This window comes from Micromonospora sp. HK10 (assembly GCF_000982955.1).
GTDB lineage: Bacteria > Actinomycetota > Actinomycetes > Mycobacteriales > Micromonosporaceae > Micromonospora.
Window position 1 is genome coordinate 1 of sequence record NZ_KQ058669.1, and the last position, 18595, is coordinate 18595.

Genomic DNA, 18595 nt, shown 5'->3' on the forward strand with positions numbered 1-18595 from the left:
GAAACCCATAGGGACACCCCCCGCCTGGGGCCTCGGCCCGCTGTCGACCTGATGTCGCCAACGACTCACGCTCCGGCCCATCCGCCCGTACACCCCGCGCCGCCGGCGGGACAGGGCCTTCGTGTGAGTCGTTCCTGATCTCAGCTCGACAGGCCCACCACGGCAGCAGCCCCACTCTGACGGACCAGCGGACCAGCGACCGACAGCCGGGACTGTCGTGACTCGTCTACGACATCAAGTCAGTAGGCGCCCAAAAAGGGAGCGGGGCCTCGACAGGTGCCGGGGACTCTGAACGGGGACGGGGACGGGGGCTACTGCCCCGGCCGCTCAGCGACGTAGGTGCCACGGCCCGGCTGGCCGGTGATCAGCTCGCGGTCGTGCAGCAGCGACATTGCCCGGTATGCGGTGTTCATGTGAACGCCGTATTCCTCGGCCAGCTCACGGCTTGACGGCAACTTGTCGCCCGGCTTCAACTCACCGCTCTTGATCTTCGCGGCGATGTCATTGGCGATCCGGCGGTACGGGGCTTCGGCTGTGGGCATGGTGGAGGACTCCGGTTGGTTCGGCGATCCCGATCCTGCCCTACCTGCACAAGTATCTGCAACAAGTTGTCGGCATGTCGAGAATGGAGACTCGACCCTGACCAGATACTGGTGTAGGTTCGCCGTGTCCGGCTCCGGTTGGTTCGGCAAACCTCGGGGTCGGACCCCTGTTGGGCTCCGGGGTCGCACGCCGAGGAGGGCTGCGGCCACGGGGCCGGCGGCCGTCCGGCATCCCCGGTGCGCCTGGCATCCCCGATGCGCCCGGCACGCGGGGCGGGCCGCCTTCCAGACGTCCAACCTGGGAGTGGCCGTGCGTAACGTGCTCAACCTGTTCCAGCCGTCCCGGCGAAGGGGAAAAGGGCGGCCGCCGAACGAGGGCTGGTACCGCTCGGAGGCGTGTCGGCCGCTGAGCGTCGGGCAGATCCGTGAGCGGCGCTTCCGTACCGTCCGGCACGGGCTCGATCCGGTGGAGGTGCACGCCTTTCAGTACCGGGTCGCCGGTGACCTGGCCCTGGCCCGGCGCGACGCGGCCCGGTACGCGGAGGAGAACACGCGCATCAAGCGAGCGCTCAAGAGCTGGCAGTCCCGGTTCGCGCCGGGGGCGTACCGGTGAGCCGGGAGCGGTTCGTCGTCCACCTGCCGGTGCTCGCGGCTGACCTGGACGGGGCCCGCCGCCTGGCCCGGGTGATGGGCCGTGCGCTCGGCTTCCTCGCCGACGTGGACCGGCTCGGCACGACCGTGTCGGCCGAGGACGCGCAGTGCGTACGCCACTGGGTCTGGTGCGACCGGTTGCTCGGCGGCGGGCGACGGTGCGCGCTGCCGGCCGACCACGACGGCGGGTGCGGTCCGCGCGGCGCAGGCCGGTCCGGTTCCTTCGATGGCTCGCCGCGACACAACGGCCGTCCGGTCGATGGGTGCGGCGGCCACCGGACGTGAGGGAGGTATCCACCGGCCGGGGGCTGCTGTAACGTCGGGCCACCCCACCCTGGTTACTTGTGTGTTTCGGCCACATAGCCCGTGGGTGACGTCACTTCTAGCGTGAGCCGTCACATGACAATCCCCCTGTCCCCACCTGGAGTCGCAATGACGATCCGGCACACGCGACGGGTGTTCCTTTCCGCCGCCACCATGATGGCGGCCACCCTCGCCGCCACCGCCTGTGGCAGCCCGCAGGACACCGCCTCCGGCGGCGGTGACGCCGCACCGGTCAAGGTCGGCCTGGTCTACTCCCAGTCCGGCCCGCTGGCCAGCTACGGCAAGCAGTACATCGACGGCTTCCGGGCCGGCCTCGACTTCGCTACCAAGGGCACCGGCAAGGTCGGCGACCGCAAGGTCGAGGTGACCGAGGTCGACGACGCCGGCGACCCGGCGAAGGCGGTCTCCGCGGCGAAGGACCTGATCGGCAAGGGTACGAAGATCATCGCCGGTTCCACCTCCTCGGGCGTGGCCCTCCAGGTCGCCCCGATCGCCGCGCAGAACAAGGTGCTGTTCATCTCCGGCCCGGCCGCCACCGACGCGGTGACCGGGGCGAACAAGTACACGTTCCGGTCGGGCCGGCAGTCGTACCAGGACGTGCTCACCGCGAAGTCCTTCATCGGCGACGCGACAGGCAAGAAGGTCGTGGTCTTCGCCCAGGACGGCGCCTTCGGCGACGCCAACGAGGCCGCCGTCAAGGCCGTCATCGGCGGCGCCGGCGCGACCGTCAGCAGCGTCCGGGCGCCGGCCAGCGCCACCGAGTTCACCCCGTTCGCCAGCCAGATCAAGGCCGCCAAGCCCGACCTGCTCTTCGTGGCCTGGGCCGGCACCACCGCCCCGGCCATGTGGCAGACCCTCGACCAGCAGGGCGTGCTCGCCTCCACCACGGTGGTCACCGGCCTCGACATCCGGGCCTCCTGGCCCACCTTCGGCGCGGCCGGCAGCAAGATCTCCTTCCTGTCGCACTACTTCGACGGGGCCAGCGACACCGAGGCCAGCAAGGCGCTGAAGGCCAAGGTCGGCACGCTCGACCTGTTCCACCCGGACGGCTTCGCCGCCGCCCAGATGGTGGTGCGCGCCGTGCAGGAGGGCGGCGACGACGTGGAGAAGATGATCAAGGCGCTGGAGGGCTGGCAGTTCGAGGGCGTCAAGGGCCAGATGAGCATCCGGGCCGCGGACCACGCCCTGCTCCAGCCGATGTACCAGGCCAAGCTCAGCGGCAGCGGCACCAGCTACACGGCCACCGCGCAGAAGACCCTGACCGGCGACGAGGCCGCGCCGCCGGCCGCCCAGATGAAGGGCTGACCCGTGCTCGCCACCCGCGGTCTGACCTGGCGGATCGGTGAGGTCGCCATCGTCGACTCCGTCTACCTCGACCTCGCGCCCGGGGAGTTCCTCGGCGTGATCGGGCCCAACGGCGCCGGCAAGACCTCGCTGTTCAACCTGATCACCGGCCTGCGCCGGCCCACCGACGGGCGGATCCTGCTGGACGGGGAGGACATCACCGACCTGCCCTCGCACCGGCGGGCCCGCCTCGGGCTCGGGCGCACCTTCCAGGCGTCCTCGGTCTTCGGATCGTTGACGGTCCGGGAGAACGTCCGGCTCGCCGTACAGGCGCACCGGGGTGGCTCGATGAAGCTGTGGCGGCGGGCGGCGGCCGACCGGGAGGTGGCCGCCGCCGCCGACGCGGCGCTCGACCGGGTCGGCCTGCACCACCGGGGTACGGCGCTGGCCGGCACCCTCGCCCACGGCGAGAAGCGGAAGCTGGAGATCGCGCTGCTGCTCGCCGGGGAACCCCGGGTCATGCTGCTCGACGAGCCGATGGCCGGGGTCAGCGCCGAGGACGTGCCCGAACTGGTCAGCGTGATCAGGTCGCTGACCGGGGAGAGCGGCCGCTCGGTGCTCATGGTGGAGCACCACATGGACGTGATCCTGGAACTCGCCGACCGGATCGCCGTGATGCACCACGGCGCGCTGCTGGCCTGCGACACCCCGGACACGGTGATGGCCAACGCCACCGTGCAGGAGGCGTACCTGGGGGAATCGCTATGACCGAACCGATCCTGTCGGTGCAGAACCTGTCGGTGCGGATCGCCGGCCTGCACATCCTGCAGGGCGTGTCGTTCGCCGTCGCGCCCAACGGGGTGACCGTGCTGCTCGGCCGCAACGGCGTCGGCAAGACCACCACGCTGCGCGCGATCGTCGGCCTCACGCCGCGCAACGGGGAGGTGCGGGGCACCGTCCGGATGGGCGCCCAGGACCTGCTGGCCCGCCCCACCCACCGGCTGGTCCGCGGCGGCCTCGGCTACGTGCCGGAGGACCGCTGCGTCTTCGCCGGACTCACCGTCGCGGAGAACCTGCGGCTCGCCGAACGGCGGGGCACCACCCCGGCGTACGACAAGGTCTTCGCGCTCTTCCCTGAGCTGGACCGGCGCGGGCGGCAACGGGCCGGCTCGCTCTCCGGCGGGCAGCAGCAGATGCTCGCCATCGGCCGGGTGCTGCTCAACGACAACCGGCTGCTGCTGGTCGACGAGCCGACCAAGGGGTTGGCGCCGAAGGTGGTGACCGAGGTGGCCGAGGTGCTGGAACGGGTGGCCGAGTCCGTGCCGGTGCTGCTGGTCGAGCAGAACCTCGCCGTGGTGCGCCGGCTGGCGCGCGACGCCGTGGTGCTCTCCGCCGGCCAGGTGGCCTGGACCGGAGACGCCCAGGAACTGCTGCTGGAGACCGCGCTGACCAAGTCCCTGCTCGGCGTCGGCTCCGAGGCCCCGGTGAGCGCCCGGAGCGAGCCGGGTCCGCCCGCCGGACCGGCGCGAACGAAGGGTGGCACCGCGTGAACACGGTGATCCTGCTGGCCCTGACCGGGCTCGGCCTGGCGGCGCTCTACTTCCTGGTCGCCTCCGGCCTGTCCCTGGTCTTCGGTCTCGCCGACGTGCTCAACTTCGCCCACGGCCTGTTCCTGGGCGTCGGCGCGTACGCGACCTGGTGGGCGGCGGGCAACCTGCCCGGCGCCGGCTCGGACGGCTTCGGTTTCGTGGTGGCGGTCGCCTTCGGCGTGCTCGCCGGGGCGCTCGTCGCGGTGCTGGTGGAACTGGTGCTGATCCGGCCGCTCTACTCCCGCACCATCGAGCAGGTGCTGGTCACCGTCGGCCTGTCGCTGGCCGGGGTGGCGCTGCTCCAGGCCACCTGGGGCGCGGACCCGCGTACCTTCCCGCGGCCCGGCTGGACCCGGAACGTCACCTCGGTGTTCGGCGCCAACGTGCCGAACGCCGGCCTGCTGCTGATCGTCGCCGCCGTGCTGGTGCTCGCCGGGCTGCTCGCCTTCCTCCAGTTCACCCGGTACGGCCTGATCATCCGGGCCGGCGTGGAGAACCGGGAGATGGTCACCGCGCTCGGCATCGACGTGCGCAAGGCGTTCACCCTGGTCTTCGCCATCGGCGGGGCGGCCGCCGCGCTGGCCGGCGCGCTGGGCGGCGTCTACTTCGGCACGGTCTCGCCCGGGCAGGGCGGCTCACTGCTGATCTTCGCGTTCATCGTGGTGGTGATCGGCGGGATGGGCTCGGTGGTCGGCTCCGCGTACGCGGCGGTCGCGGTCGGGCTGCTGCAACAGTTCGTCAACTACTACGGCACCTCCGGGCTCGGCGACGTCTGCGTGGTCGGTCTGCTCGCCGTGGTGCTGCTGCTGCGTCCGCAGGGCCTGGCCGGAAAGGTGGCTCACGCATGACCAACTCGATGGTCGACGCGCCCCCGGCGCGGGTGCCCGACGAACTCACGCCCCGGCCCGCCCGGTGGGCCGGGCTGCGCCCCTACCTGCCGCTGGTCGCCCTGCTGGTGGCGGCGATCCTGCCGTACTCGACGGTCAACCTGCCGGGCATCTTCGAGGGGCCGCTGAACTCCCCGGGCACCCTGCAACTGCTCGCCATCTGCCTGGTCGTCGGCGGCCTGGCGGCCGGCTACGACCTGCTCTTCGGCCGCACCGGCATGCTCTCCTTCGGGCACGCCCTCTACTTCGCCGCCGGCGTGTACGGCACCGACATCCTGGTCACCCGGGCCGGGCTGCCGCTGTGGCAGGCGGGGCTGCTCACCGTCACCGGGGGCACCATCCTCGCGGCGCTGCTCGGTGCGGTGGCGCTGCGTACCGTCGGCATCGCGTTCGCCATGGTGACGCTCGCCTTCGCCCAGGTCGGGGCCATCCTGGTGGCCCGGGACTTCGGTGGGCTGACCGGCGGCGAGGAAGGGCTGCCGCTGGACGTCTCCGGCCTGCCGGCGGCCCTCGTGGGGGTCACCAACACGGTGAACCTGTACTGGCTGGCGCTGGCGTACCTGGCCCTGGTGGTCTTCGTGGTGCACCGGGTGAGCGGCTCGCCGACCGGGCGGGTGCTCGCCGGGCTGCGCGACGACGAGCGGCGGATCGGGGTGCTCGGGCTGGACCCGTACCGGTTCAAGCTGGTCGCCTTCACCCTCTCCGGCGGCCTGGCCGCGGCGGGCGGGGTGGTCTACTGCCTGATCGTCGGCGGCGCCAGCCCGCACATCACCTCCTCCGAGCTGACCCTGTCGCTGCTGGTCATGGTGGTGCTGGGCGGGCCCGGCACCCGCTGGGGCCCGGTGCTCGGCGGCGTCCTCTACATGTACCTGGACCACCGCCTCACCGCCTTCGGCAGCAGCGACGCGGTCAACAGCCTGCCCGCGTTCCTCAGCCACCCGCTGTCCCAGCCCCTCTTCGTCCTCGGCACGGTGTTCATCCTGGCCGTCTACTTCTTCCCCGGCGGCCTGGCCAGCCTCCGCACCCGCCTCCACCCCCTGCTCCACTCCCTCCGCCGCCCCTAACCCCCACCCCCCGTGCACCCCGGGGGTCCCCCGCCCCCGGGGGTCCCCCGCCCCCGGGGGTCACCCGCCCCCGGGGGTCACCCGCCCCCGGGGGTCACCCGCCCCCGGGGGTCACCCGCCCTCTTGATCAAGGAGTTTGCGTCAGGCTTACGCGGTTAGGATGACGCAAACTCCTTGATCAAGATGGGCTGGGTGCCGGTGGGTGCCGGCCGAGGGCTTCTGGAGGCGTGTGGTGGGGGAGCAGGGCCGGTTTGCGGTGGTCAGTGGGGGTGGGACCGGGATCGGGGCCGCCGTCGCGCGAGGGCTCGTTGCCGACGGGTACGACGTGCTGATCGTGGGGCGGCGGGCGGAGGTGCTGCTGAGCACCGCCGAGCGGATCGGGGCGGAGTGTGGGCGGCCGGAGGCGGTCAGCGCGGTGACCGCCGACCTGACCGACCCGGCGCAGCTCGCCGCCGTCGTGGAGGCGGTCGGGGAACGGACCGTCGACGCCGTGGTCAACAACGCCGGCGGCTACCTGGGCGGGCCGACGGACACCCTCGCCGACGTGGCCACCTGGTGGCGGGCCAACCTGGACGCCAACGTGCTCACCGCCGTGCTGCTCACCGAGGCGCTGCTGCCCGCCCTGCGCCGCCCCGGCGGGCGGGTGCTGCTGATCAGTTCCATCGCCGCCCAGCGGGGCGGGGCCGGCCCGTACTCGGCGGCGAAGGCGGCGCTGCACGGCTGGGCGTACGACCTGGCCGCGCAGCTCGGCCCGGACCAGATCACGGTCAACGTGGTCAGCCCCGGCTACGTGGCCGAGACCGAGTTCTTCGGCGACCGGATGACCGCCGACGGGCACGCCAAGCGGGTCGCCGCCACCCTGGTCGGCCGCGCCGGCGTACCGGACGACATCGCCGCCGCGGTCCGCTACCTGGTCAGCCCCGCCGCCGGCTACGTCACCGGTCAGGTCCTCGGGGTGAACGGCGGCTCCGTCCTCGGCCGCTAACCCCCCACCCCAACGGAACCCCCCGCCCCCGCCCCCGCCCCCGCCCCCCGCCCCGCCCCCGCACCCCGCCCCCCCCACCTCGCACCGATGGGTGATCAAGGACTTTGCGTCCGGATCGGCCAGGATCCTGGCGCAAACTCCTTGATCAACTAAAGTCGGCGGGTGCGGTGGGTCGTGGTCGCGGTGGGCGCTGGTAGAAATGCCGGATGAGCCAGGATCGGGCGGTCGTACGGGAGCGGGCCGAGGCGGTGCTGCGGCGGCTGGCCGGTGAGCACGCCCGGCTCCGCGAGGACCAGTGGCGGGCCATCGAGGCGCTCGTGGTGGACCGCCGCCGGGTGCTCTGCGTGCAGCGCACCGGGTGGGGCAAGTCGGCGGTCTACTTCGTCGCCACCGCCCTGTTGCGCGACCAGACCGAGCCAGCCGGCCCCACGGTGATCGTCTCGCCGCTGCTGGCGCTGATGCGCAACCAGGTCGAGTCGGCGGCCCGGGCCGGCATCCGGGCCCGGACCATCAACTCGGCCAACCTCGACGAGTGGGACGAGATCACCGCCGAGATCCACGCCGGCGCGGTGGACGTGCTGCTGATCAGCCCGGAACGCCTCAACAACCCCGATTTCCGGGACGGCGTGCTGCCGAAGCTGGCCGCCACCACCGGCCTGCTGGTGGTCGACGAGGCGCACTGCGTCTCCGACTGGGGGCACGACTTCCGGCCGGACTACCGGCGGCTGCGCACCTTCCTCGGCAATCTGCCCGAGCGGACGCCCGTGCTGGCCACCACCGCCACCGCCAACGCCCGGGTCACCCAGGACGTCGCCGAGCAGCTCGGTGACGCGCTCGTGCTGCGCGGCACCCTGGACCGGGAGTCGCTGCGGCTGGCCGTGCTCGACCTGCCCAGCCCGGCGCACCGGCTGGCCTGGCTCGCCGACCACCTGGACGGGCTTCCCGGCTCCGGGATCATCTACACGCTGACCGTGGCGGCGGCCGGCGAGACGGCCGAGTTTCTGCGCGCCCGGGGCTGGTCGGTCGCCGCCTACACCGGGCAGGCCGAGGACGCGGACCGGCGGGCGGCCGAGCAGGACCTGCTCGACAACAAGATCAAGGCGCTGGTCGCCACCAGCGCCCTCGGCATGGGTTTCGACAAGCCCGACCTCGGCTTCGTGGTGCACCTCGGCGCCCCGCCGTCGCCGATCGCCTACTACCAGCAGGTCGGCCGGGCCGGCCGGGCGGTCGAGCACGCCGAGGTGCTGCTCCTGCCCGGCACCGAGGACGCGGCCATCTGGCGGTACTTCGCCTCGCTCGCCTTCCCGCCCGAGGACCAGGTCCGCGCCGTGCTGGCCGCGCTGCACCCGGACCGGCCGATCTCCACCCAGGCCCTCGAACCGATCGTCGACCTGCGCCGGGCCCGGCTCGAGCTGATGCTCAAGGTGCTCGACGTCGACGGCGCGGTCCGCCGGGTGCGCGGCGGCTGGGTAGCCACCGGCGAGCGGTGGGTCTACGACCAGGCCCGGTTGCGCCGCGTCGCCGCGGCGCGCACCGCCGAGCAGCAGGCCATGCGGGAGTACGCGACCACCACCGGCTGCCGGATGCGCTACCTACGGGAGTGCCTGGACGACGCCGGCGCGACGGACTGCGGGCGGTGTGACACCTGCGCCGGCCCGCTGTTCACCACCGAGGTGTCCGACACCGCGCTGACCGCCGCGCAGACCTTCCTCGGCCGGCCCGGGGTGGTGGTCCCGCCCAAGAAGCTCTGGCCGACCGGACTCGACGCGGTCGGCGTACCCCTGAAGGGACGCATCCCCCCGGCGGAGCAGGCGCTGCCCGGGCGGGCCGTGGGGCGGCTCTCCGACCTGGGTTGGGGTGGGCGGCTGCGCGGCCTGGTCGGGCCGGACGCCCCGGACGGCCCGGTACCGGACGACGTGGCCGCGGCGGTGGTCGAGATGCTGAAGGCGTGGGCGCACGGCGACGACCCCTGGCCGCGCCGCCCGGCCGGGGTGGTCGCCGTCGGGTCGCGGGCCCGGCCGGCGCTGGTGGGCTCGCTCGCCGAGCGGATCGCCGCGGTGGGCCGGCTGCCGCTGCTCGGCCAGGTGGTCCCGACCGGCCCGTCGCCGGCCGGCGGGCCGCGCGGCAACAGCGCCCAGCGGGTACGCGCCCTGCACGACGCCTTCGCCGTGCCCGCCGCGCTGGCCGACGCCCTGGCCGGGCTGGGCGGGCCGGTGCTGCTCGTCGACGACCTGGTCGACTCCGGCTGGACGATGGCCCTGGTGGCCCGGCTGCTGCGCCGGGCCGGCGCTCCGGAGGTGCTGCCGCTGGCGCTCGCCGTCGCCGGCTGACCGGTCACCGGCCGGTCTGTCGCCGGATGATCCGTCGCCGGACGGGCGGCGGAAGTTCCCGGGCCGGCCGGATTGCGAGCGCCGCCACCGTCACGGACCGTCCGCGAGCCGGCACGGCGAGGGCCGGTACCGTGGGTCCCATGACCGAGCAGCGACCCGTCGTCCAGACGTACGCCGTCACCGGAATGACCTGCGAGCACTGCGTACGGGCGGTCACCGCGGAACTCTCCGCCCTGCCCGGGGTGGAGGAGGTGCGGATCGACCTGGCCGCCGGCACCGCCACGGTCACCAGCGGCCAACCGCTGCCCGTCGAGTCCGTCCGGGCCGCCGTCGACGAGGCGGGTTACGACCTGGCCGGCGGCATTGCCTGAGCCGTCGCCCACCGCAGCCGGGACCCCGGTCGGCCCGGCGTTGCCCGCCGATCCCGAGGCGGCCGGTCCCGACGGGTCGACGTCGGCCGGTCGGGATGCGGTGGCTGGTCGGGATGCGGTCGCCGGTCGGGACGTCGCGTCCGCTCCGGACGGGCTGGCCGGGGTGGACCGGGGCACGCTGAGGCTCGCGCTGGTGGTGGGCGGGCTGGTGCTCGCGGTGCTGCTCGGCTTCGGCCTCGGCCGGCTGAACCCGCCGCCGGCCGCCGCGCCCGGCGCCGCCCCTGCGGGCAGCACCCCGGCGGGTGCGGCACACACCCACGCACCGGGCACCGGCGCGCACTCCCACGACGGGGCCGACGTCACGCAGGCCGGCGGCGCGGACGCCGGTGGCCTCTCGGTCAGCTCGGGCGGCTACACGCTGACCCCGTCGACCGTGGAGTTCGTCCCCGGCCGGGCCGGGGAGCTGCGCTTCCAGATCCGGGACGAGCGGCGGCGGCCGGCCACCCGGTTCGCGATCGTGCACGAGAAGCCGATGCACCTGATCGTGGTGCGCCGCGACCTCACCGGCTTCCAGCACCTGCATCCGACGATGGCCGCGGACGGCACCTGGTCGGTGCCGCTGACCCTGCCCGAGGCCGGGGTGTGGCGAATGTACGCCGACTTCACCGTGGTCGCCGACGACGGCCGGCAGACCGCCGCCACGCTCGGCGCCGACCTGGCCGCCTCCGGCCCGTACGCGCCCCGGCCGCTGCCCGCCCCGGCCACCTCGGCCGCGGTCGACGGGTTCACCGTCGGGTACGACGGCACACCCCGGGCGGGGGAGACCCTGCCGGTGCGGTTCACCGTGCGCGGCGCGACCGGGCCCGCCGCGCTGGAGCCCTACCTCGGCTCGTACGGCCACCTGGTCGCGGTGCGCGAGGGCGACCTCGGCTACCTGCACGTGCACCCCGGGCCGCAGGCCGAGACGGGCAGCGTGACGTTCTGGATGACCGCGCCGGGGCCGGGTCGCTACCGGATGTTCCTCGACTTCCAGGTGGCCGGCGTGGTGCGGACCGCGGCGTTCACCCTGGCCGTCGACTGAGGGCTCAGCCGGCCCGGCGCACCGGGCGGCGGGCCAGATAGCGGAGCAGGTCCCGGATGTGGTGCTTCTCCTCCGCGGGCACCGTCGGGTCGGCGAGCCGTTCCAGGATCACCCGCACGTCCGCCTCCACCGGTGCGTCGTCGCCCCGGCGGCGGGGGACGTGACCGGCGTCCGGCAGGCCCAGGGCCCGGAACGCCGCCGCCACCGGGAGGTCCAGCGCGGCGCAGAAGCCGCGCACCTTGGCCAGCTCGGGGTAGTCCTGCCAGTCACCGGCCAGCCAGCGGAACACCGTGGAGCGCCCCACGCCGGTGTGCGTGGCCAGGTCGGTGACCGTCCAGCCGCGCTCCTCGCGGGCGTCGTCGATCGCGCGCCGGACAAACCGCGCGAAGGCCATCTGCGGTGAAACCTCTGCCGACCCCATCCTTTCGGGTCTTCCCCTTCCGCGGGCGCACTCGACTCTGCGCATCGAGGGTAGTACGGCGGGGCCCGGAAACAACTGACTGATCGGTCGGAAGGTCCCGTGGCCGGGACTCGACTTTCCGCTCCGTCCGTACCGGACGCCTGCGGTGGGCCGAGCCGGGCCGGCCCGCCACCGGCGGGTCGGGACGCGGGGCGCGATCGTCGCGGGCCGGCGGGCCGGGACGCGACCGTGGCGGGCCAGCGGTCGGGACGCCGAGCGTCAACCGGCGCGGGCCGGCCCGGACGCGGTCAGACCGCCGGGTCGGCGAGCAGGGTCGCCAACCGGGGCGTGACCCCCCACTGGCCGACCAGCTCCCGGTACTCGGCGCGCTGCGCGTCGGTCGGCGCGCTCCCGGTCAACCGGGCCCGGATCAGCAGGTTGCGCGGGGTGTGCCGGGAATCGACGAACTCCACCACCTCGGCCCGGTAGCCGTGCAGCCGCAGCAGGCCGGCCCGCAACGCGTCGGTCAGCACGTCCGCGAACCGCTCCCGCAGGATGCCCTGCCGGGTGAGCAGGTCGTACGGCTCGGGTGCGGGCCGGGACCGCAACTGCGCCGCGAGATCGTGGTGGCAGCAGGGGGCGGCGAGCACCCACCGGGCGCCCCACCGTACGGCGCGGGCCAGCGCCTCGTCGGTGGCGGTGTCGCAGGCGTGCAGCGCCAGCACCAGATCCGGGGCGGGCTCGACCACCGCGTCGGCGATGGTGCCGGCCACGAAGCGCACCCGCTCGGCCCAGCCCAGCCGCCCGGCCAGCTCGCTGTTGCGCCGGCGCTGGTCCTCGCGGACGTCCACCCCGACCAGGTCGACGTCCAGCCCGCGCCCGGTCAGGAACCGGTACGCGGCGAAGGTCAGGTACGCGTTCCCGCAGCCCAGGTCGACCACCCGGAGCGGCCCGGTCAGGTCGTCCGGCAGGGTGGCGGCGAGCGCGCGCAGGAAGGCGTCCACCTGGCGGCGCTTGGCCGCCGAGCCGCCGATCTCGGCGAAGAGCGGGTCGCCCGGGTCGAGCAGCCAGTCCTTGGCCCGGTCGTGGCCGCCGGGTTCCGGCGCCGGCCGGCTGGCTGCCGCGCGGTGCACCTGCGCGTCCCCGGACTTGGTGACCCGCAGTTGGAGCGTGCCGTCGGCCGTCTCCACGTGCCAGTTGCCGAACGGTTCGGCGAGCAGCGCGTCGACCGCCGCGTCGGCCTCCGCGCCCGGCGCCACGTTCCGGGTGTACGGGCGGGCACCGTCGGAGGTGGAGATCTGGAGCCGGGGGCCGGCCTTGAGGGTGACCGGCCGCAGTTCGGCCCGGACCACGGTGGGACGCTGCCCGCGTCGCCGGCCGGCGGCGACCGCGCGGGTCAGGGCGGGGTCGAGCAGCAGCGCCCGCACCTCGGTGAGGGCGGCGTCCAACGGTTCCGGCATCGCTCCATCTTCCTCGTCGTCGCGCTCCCTGACGGGCGCGGCAGCTCACATGATCGACCCCGGTTGCGGAGAACCGGCCGATCCGCCGGCACCGAAGGCCCAAGATTCCGCAACCGGGCACCGGGCTCCGGCCGGGACCGGGTCGGGCGGGCATTGGGCCCGGCCGTGACCGGGTCGGGCGGGCATCGGGCCCGGCCGTGACCGGGTCGGGCGGGCACCGGGCCCGGCCGTGACCGGGTCGGGCGGGCACCGGGCCCGGCCGTGACCCGGTCGGCGGGCGCCGGGCCCCTCGGGATCGGGCCCGGGCGGCGGGGCGGGATCGTCCTCGGCCGGGGTGGATCAGGACGGACGACGGCCCTCGGACCGGGGGTCCGAGGGCCGTCACGTGTCGCTGGTCAGTCGGCGGTCGCCTCGGCCGGCGTACCGCTGCTCGATCCGCCGCCACCACGACGGCGCCGGCGGCGACGCGGCTTCGGCGCCGACTCGCCCTCGACGGCCGACGCGGCCGGCTCGGCGCCGCCCTCGTTGGAGATCACCGCGGTCGGCTCGCCGGCGACCGTCTCGCCCGCGCGGCGGCGGCGCCGCCGGCGCGGGGTGCGCTCGCCCTCGGCGGTCTCGCCACCGGTGGCCTCGGCCGGCGTCGCGGGGGCATCGCCACCACGGCCCCGGCGCGGCTCCCGGCCCCGGCTGTCGCCGCGCCGCCCGCCACGGTCGCGTTCACCGCGCCGCGGCCGGCCGCCGAGGTCCTCCTCGACCTCCGCGGCGAGCCCGGCCCGGGTCCGCTCGGCGGTCGGCAGGGTGCCGCTGATCTCGCGCGAGATGTCCAGGTCGGTGTAGAGGTGCGGGGAGGTGTGGTACGTCTCCGGCGGGTCGGGCATCTCGAGACCGAGGGTCTTGTCGATGATCCGCCAGCGGGGCACGTCGTCCCAGTCGACGAAGGTCACCGCGACACCCGTCGCCCCGGCGCGGCCGGTGCGGCCGATCCGGTGGGTGTAGGTGTCCTGGTCCTCCGGGCAGTCGTAGTTGATGACGTGGGTGACGCCGGTGACGTCGATGCCCCGGGCGGCCACGTCGGTGGCGACCAGCGTGTCGATCTTGCCGGCCCGGAACGCCCGCAGCGCCCGCTCCCGGGCGCCCTGGCCCAGGTCGCCGTGGACGGCGGCGACCGCGAAGCCGCGGAAGTCGAGGTCCTCGGCGACCCGGTCGGCGGCCCGCTTGGTCCGGGTGAAGATCATGGTCAGGCCCCGCCCCTCCGCCTGGAGGATCCGCGCCACGATCTCGACCTTGTTCATCGAGTGGGTGCGGTAGGCGAGCTGCTTGGTCTGCGGCGACGGGCCGGTCTCGGCGGTGTGCCCGGCGTGGATCGTCACCGGCCGGCGCAGGAAGCGCCGGGACAGGGCCACGATCGGGTCCGGCATGGTGGCCGAGAAGAGCATGGTCTGGCGGTCCTCCGGGAGCATCGCCAGGATCTTCTCGACGTCGTCGAGGAAGCCCAGGTCGAGCATCCGGTCGGCCTCGTCGAGCACCAGCGCGCGTACCCTGTCCAGCCGCAGGTGCTTCTGCTTCTGCAGGTCCAGCAGCCGGCCCGGGGTGCCGACCAGGATCTCGACGCCCTTGCGCAGCGCCTCTACCTGCGGCTCATACGCCACGCCGCCGTAGATCGGCAGCACCCGGACGCCCCGGGTGCGGCCCGCGGCGTCGAGGTCCTTGGCGACCTGGAGGCCCAGCTCGCGGGTGGGGACGACGACCAGTGCCTGGGGCACGCCGTCGCTGCCCTCGGCCGGGGCGAAGACCCGCTCCAGGAGCGGGATGCCGAAGCCGAGGGTCTTGCCGGTGCCGGTCGGCGCCTGGCCGATCAGGTCGACGCCGCGCAGCGCGATCGGCAGCGCGTACTCCTGGATGGCGAAGGCGCGGGTGATGCCGGCGGCGGCCAGGGCCTCGACGGTCTCCTGGCGGGCGCCGAGCGCGGCGAATGTGGGAGCCTCCGGACGGACCGGAGCGGTGGGGGCCAGCGGCTGGCCCTGAATCTGCTCACTCATCTGGATGTGGGGGTGCCCTCTCGTGGTGCGCCCCTCATGTCCTCAGGGCGCGTTCGGTATGGCGCGGGCCACACGGTTGGGGGCGGTACGCCGAGCCGGACCGGGCCGCACGCGCGCCGGGGACCGGCGGTAACCAGCTCAGCTGGTCGGATCGGTGCCCACGGCAACTGTCTCATCCTACCTGAACCAGCCCTGGGCAGTCCTCATTCCGAGTGGGCGGCCGGCGTCCGGGGCCAACAGTTGTGACCTGGACCACAGATCATCCGGACGGTAGCCTGCCCTCGTGCCCGCCCCCGACCCCGCCGTGGTCGACCTGCTCGGCCTCGTGGCGTACGGCGAACTGCTCGCCTTCGACCGGCTCGCCGCCGACGCCCGGCTCGCCCCCGACCTGCGTCGACGGGCCGCGCTCAGCGAAATGGCCGCCGCCGGGATTGCCCACTACCGGTGGCTCACCGACCGGATCGGCGCGCTCGGCGGCACGCCCGAGGACGCCGTGGCCCCGTACGCCGAGGCGCTGGAGGCGTACCACGACTCGACCGAGCCGCGGGACTGGCTGGAGGCGGTGACCAAGGCGTACGTGGGGGACGCGATCACCGACGACTTCCTGCGGGAGATCGCCGACGGGCTGGACGGGCCGGACCGGCGGCTCGTCCTCGACGTCCTGCACGACACCCGGTACGCCGAGTTCGCCGCCGCCGAGATCCGGGCCGGCGTCGCCGCCGACCCCCGGGTGGCCAACCGGCTCTCGATGTGGGCCCGGCGCCTGCTCGGCGAGGCGTTGTCGCAGGCCGGGCGGGTGGCCGCCGCCGACCGGGGCGCGCTCACCGCGTTGATCGCCCGCCGGGAGGGCGTGGACGTGCCCGGGCTGTTCCGGCGGATCACCGACGCGCACACCGCGCGGATGACCGCCGCGGGGCTGAACAACTGAGGCCCGGTGGCGCCGCACCCGGCCGGTGCGCGGGCTCCTGGCGCTCGGCCGCGGCGCCGTGGCGGGTCACCCCGCCACGGCCACCTGGCGGGGAATTCAGCGGACGGTGAACCCGACCGCGCGGGGCGAGGACTCCGCGATCTCGACGTAGGCGACCTTGCCGACCGGCACGATGACCCGACGGCCCTTCTCGTCGGTCAGGGAGAGGGTGCCCTCACCCTTGGCGACGGCGTCGGTCACGATCTGCTCGATCTCGGCCGGCGACTGCGCGCTCTCCAGGACCAGCTCCCGCGGCGCGTACTGCACGCCGATCTTGACCTCCACTGTGCCTCCTCAACTGGGGCGAAAGTGCCGCCGTGGGAAGGCTATCCGATCTGGCGGCCCGATGTTCAGGCTGACTCACCTTGCAGCGGGAAGCTGGCGATACCCCGCCACGACAGGGCCGCGACCAGCGCCTCCGCCTCGGCCTTCGGCACCTGCCGGCCGCCGGCCAGCCAGAACTGCGCGGCCGTCTCCGCCGCCCCCACCAGACCCGAGGCGAGCAGTTCGGCGTGCGCCCGGCTCACGCCGGTGTCCGAGATGATGGTGTCGGTGATCGCGGCGATGCAGCCCTGCTCGACCCGCTCCACCCGCTGCCGGACGGCCGGGTCGTTGCGCAGGTCCGATTCGAAGACCAGCCGGAACGCCTCGCTCTCGTGGTCGACGAAGTCGAAGTAGGCGCGCACTGCGGCACCGACCCGCTCCTTGTTGTCGTTGGTGCCGCGCATCGCGTCGTGCACCTTGGCCACGATGGCGTCGCAGTGCGTGTCCAGCAGCGCCAGGTAGAGCTCCATCTTGCCCGGGAAGTGCTGGTACAGCACGGGCTTGGAGACTCCCGCCCGCTCGGCGATGTCGTCCATCGCCGCGGCGTGGTAGCCCTGCGCGACGAACACCTCCTGCGCCGCCGCGAGCAACTGCTTGCGGCGAGCCGAGCGGGGCAGCCGGGTGGGCCGGCCGGTGGTCTGCGCACCGTTCCCCACAGCGGTCATGGGATCCTCCGAGTTCCTAGTACGAGCCGGCACTTATCACCCGAACCGGTCGAGGTTGGGGAACCCGTCCCGGAATTGGCCCGCCGCTGTAACTTATCGCCACTGTCACCACACGGTAGCCTCAGCGGGGGCGACCAAGGAGCGCACGGTGAGTGAATCAGGGCAACCCGGAGCCCCCACCCCGGGAGAGCACGGCGACGGGACGGGTCGGCAGGACGACCTGGCCCGCACCGGCAGCGGGTGGGCGCCCCCGGCGACCGGTTGGGCCCGGGGCGCGGACGCGCCCGGCGGCTCGCCCCGGTCCGAGCCCGCCACCGGCTGGGCCGCCTCCTCACCCCGCTTCGGCGACCTTCCGGCCCCGTTGCCGGCCCTGCCCGTCGAGGAGCCGTCGGCCCGGGTCAACGGCCGACACGTCAACGGCGTGCCGCACGCCGGGGAGGAATCGCCCGTGACCCGCCAGGCACCGGTGAGTGCCCCACCCGCCGACCCGCCGCACCGGGAAACCGACCGGCCGGTCGTACCGGCCCAGCGGCCGGCGCCCGGGGTGGAGCAGCCGGCCGCCGACGCGGACTCCGGCCCGGCCCGGCACGCCTCCGACGAGTCGCCGGCCGGGCGCTGGGCGGAGGGCGGCGTCCCCTCGTCCGCGCCGCCGGCCCTCCAGGTGCCGCCGGTCGGCGCGGCCGCCAGCGGATTCGAGGTCCCGCCCGGCTTCCACGCCCCGGCCGTCGACCGGTCCGCCGAGCAACCACCGTCGCTCTCCCGAGGCTGGGCCGACCGGCCCCCGACCGAGCCGCCGTCGCTCTCCGCCGGGTGGGCGGCGCGGCCGTCCTCCGCGCCCCCGGCCGAGCCGGACCGGTCCGGTCGACCGTCCTCCGCGCCGCCGGCCGACCCGGAGCATCCCGGCCCGGTGTCCCCGGCCGCCCAGGGTTGGGGCGACCGCCCGCTGCCCGCCCAGCCGGGCTGGGCCGACCGCGCCGCCCCGGCCGGGCACGACCCGAGCCCGGTCGGCCCGCCGCGCGGCACCGCCGACGAGCAGCGCACCGGCCCGGCCGCCGAGCAGCCGGCCCACCCGGCCGGTGCACCGGACTGGGCCGCGCCGAGCTGGAACCAGCCGAGCAGGAGCGGGGCCTGGGCGCCGCCGTGGGGCCGGCCGGACCCGGCCAGCGGCCACCGGGCCGGCGACGAGCCCGGCCGGGCCGCGCTCCGCGCCGCCGGCGAGGAGCAGCAGCCGGGTGGCCAAGAAGCCGACGCGGCAACGGGCCGGGAGGACAGTCCGGCCGCCCGCCGCGCGCGCGACGAGTGGGCGCCGGGGCCGACCCAGCCGTCCGAGCCGACCCGCGCCGAGCAGCCCCCGGGGTACGCGCCGCCCGGAGCCGAGCGGCCCGGCGGGTACCAGCCGCCCGGCGCCGAGCGGTCCGCTGGCTATCCGGCTGCCGGGGCCGAGCGCTCGGGCGGGTACGACCTGCCCGCGGCCGAGCGGTCCGCTGGCTATCCGCCTGCCGGGGCCGAGCGGCCCGGGGGATACGAGCTGCCCGGGGCCGAGCAGCCCGGCGGGTACGAGCCGCGGCGCGCGGAGCGGCCCGGCGGGTACGAGCCGTGGGGGGCCGGGCAGCCCGGCGGGTACGAGCCGCG

General features: G+C 74.8%; 18 protein-coding genes and 1 pseudogene. 13 read left to right on the forward strand and 6 right to left on the reverse strand.

Annotation, left to right across the window (positions count from 1 at the left end; genetic code table 11):
- Positions 1-311: 311 nt before the first annotated feature.
- Positions 312-542 (reverse strand): GntR family transcriptional regulator, encoded by a 231-nt coding sequence (locus LQ51_RS02510; protein WP_046562990.1) that lies wholly within the window; start codon positions 540-542, stop codon positions 312-314.
- Between the two features lie 310 nt (positions 543-852).
- Here LQ51_RS02510 and LQ51_RS02515 point away from each other — a divergent pair, with 310 nt between their 5' ends.
- The 11 genes from LQ51_RS02515 to LQ51_RS02565 all read left to right on the forward strand — a co-directional run bounded on the left by LQ51_RS02515 (position 853) and on the right by LQ51_RS02565 (position 11108).
- Positions 853-1155 (forward strand): DivIVA domain-containing protein, encoded by a 303-nt coding sequence (locus tag LQ51_RS02515; RefSeq protein WP_046563005.1) that lies wholly within the window; start codon positions 853-855, stop codon positions 1153-1155.
- Positions 1152-1478 carry a hypothetical protein gene (locus tag LQ51_RS02520; RefSeq protein ID WP_369799814.1) on the forward strand — a complete coding sequence of 109 codons (327 nt, stop codon included), beginning with the start codon at positions 1152-1154 and terminating at the stop codon, positions 1476-1478. The genes LQ51_RS02515 and LQ51_RS02520 overlap by 4 nt, the downstream gene beginning before the upstream one ends.
- Positions 1479-1625: 147 nt before the next feature.
- Positions 1626-2822, forward strand: coding sequence for a substrate-binding domain-containing protein (locus tag LQ51_RS02525; protein ID WP_046562991.1), 1197 nt, complete (start codon positions 1626-1628; stop codon positions 2820-2822).
- Positions 2823-2825: 3 nt separating this feature from the next.
- The gene (locus LQ51_RS02530; protein WP_046562992.1) at positions 2826-3569 is read left to right on the forward strand and encodes an ABC transporter ATP-binding protein; all 744 of its coding nucleotides are present in this window, start codon (positions 2826-2828) and stop codon (positions 3567-3569) included.
- Entirely contained in the window at positions 3566-4351 is a 786-nt protein-coding gene (locus LQ51_RS02535) for an ABC transporter ATP-binding protein (RefSeq protein ID WP_046562993.1), read from the forward strand. Before LQ51_RS02530 ends, LQ51_RS02535 begins: the two co-directional genes overlap by 4 nt.
- The gene (locus LQ51_RS02540; protein WP_046562994.1) at positions 4348-5238 is read left to right on the forward strand and encodes a branched-chain amino acid ABC transporter permease; all 891 of its coding nucleotides are present in this window, start codon (positions 4348-4350) and stop codon (positions 5236-5238) included. Before LQ51_RS02535 ends, LQ51_RS02540 begins: the two co-directional genes overlap by 4 nt.
- Positions 5235-6341 (forward strand): branched-chain amino acid ABC transporter permease, encoded by a 1107-nt coding sequence (locus LQ51_RS02545; protein ID WP_046562995.1) that lies wholly within the window; start codon positions 5235-5237, stop codon positions 6339-6341. The genes LQ51_RS02540 and LQ51_RS02545 overlap by 4 nt, the downstream gene beginning before the upstream one ends.
- A gap of 232 nt (positions 6342-6573) precedes the next feature.
- Positions 6574-7326 carry an SDR family NAD(P)-dependent oxidoreductase gene (locus LQ51_RS02550; protein ID WP_046563007.1) on the forward strand — a complete coding sequence of 251 codons (753 nt, stop codon included), beginning with the start codon at positions 6574-6576 and terminating at the stop codon, positions 7324-7326.
- Positions 7327-7532: 206 nt separating this feature from the next.
- Positions 7533-9656, forward strand: coding sequence for a RecQ family ATP-dependent DNA helicase (locus tag LQ51_RS02555; protein WP_046562996.1), 2124 nt, complete (start codon positions 7533-7535; stop codon positions 9654-9656).
- Positions 9657-9796: 140 nt separating this feature from the next.
- Entirely contained in the window at positions 9797-10027 is a 231-nt protein-coding gene (locus tag LQ51_RS02560; protein ID WP_046562997.1) for a heavy-metal-associated domain-containing protein, read from the forward strand.
- A 100-nt stretch (positions 10028-10127) separates the two neighbouring features.
- Complete coding sequence (locus LQ51_RS02565; RefSeq protein ID WP_231605236.1) at positions 10128-11108, forward strand: hypothetical protein; 981 nt, start codon at positions 10128-10130, stop codon at positions 11106-11108.
- Positions 11109-11112: 4 nt separating this feature from the next.
- On the opposite strand, the gene LQ51_RS02570 is transcribed toward LQ51_RS02565, so the two are convergent.
- The 3 genes from LQ51_RS02570 to LQ51_RS02580 form a co-directional block, all read right to left on the reverse strand.
- Positions 11113-11529, reverse strand: coding sequence for a helix-turn-helix domain-containing protein (locus tag LQ51_RS02570; RefSeq protein WP_046562998.1), 417 nt, complete (start codon positions 11527-11529; stop codon positions 11113-11115).
- Between the two features lie 287 nt (positions 11530-11816).
- Entirely contained in the window at positions 11817-12968 is a 1152-nt protein-coding gene (locus tag LQ51_RS02575) for a class I SAM-dependent methyltransferase (protein ID WP_046562999.1), read from the reverse strand.
- Between the two features lie 395 nt (positions 12969-13363).
- Positions 13364-15007: a DEAD/DEAH box helicase gene (locus LQ51_RS02580; RefSeq protein ID WP_046563000.1), complete on the reverse strand. Its 1644-nt coding sequence runs from the start codon at positions 15005-15007 to the stop codon at positions 13364-13366.
- A 283-nt stretch (positions 15008-15290) separates the two neighbouring features.
- On the opposite strand from LQ51_RS02580, the gene LQ51_RS02585 reads away from it, so the two are divergent.
- On the forward strand, positions 15291-15935 hold the full coding sequence (locus LQ51_RS02585; RefSeq protein WP_046563001.1) for a ferritin-like fold-containing protein: 645 nt from the start codon (positions 15291-15293) through the stop codon (positions 15933-15935).
- Positions 15936-16031: 96 nt separating this feature from the next.
- On the opposite strand, the gene LQ51_RS02590 is transcribed toward LQ51_RS02585, so the two are convergent.
- Positions 16032-16259, reverse strand: coding sequence for a DUF3107 domain-containing protein (locus LQ51_RS02590; RefSeq protein WP_046563002.1), 228 nt, complete (start codon positions 16257-16259; stop codon positions 16032-16034).
- Positions 16260-16324: 65 nt separating this feature from the next.
- Positions 16325-16963: a TetR/AcrR family transcriptional regulator gene (locus LQ51_RS02595; protein ID WP_046563003.1), complete on the reverse strand. Its 639-nt coding sequence runs from the start codon at positions 16961-16963 to the stop codon at positions 16325-16327.
- Between the two features lie 148 nt (positions 16964-17111).
- Here LQ51_RS02595 and LQ51_RS02600 point away from each other — a divergent pair.
- A pseudogene (locus LQ51_RS02600) lies at positions 17112-18595 on the forward strand (hypothetical protein); the annotation flags it as partial.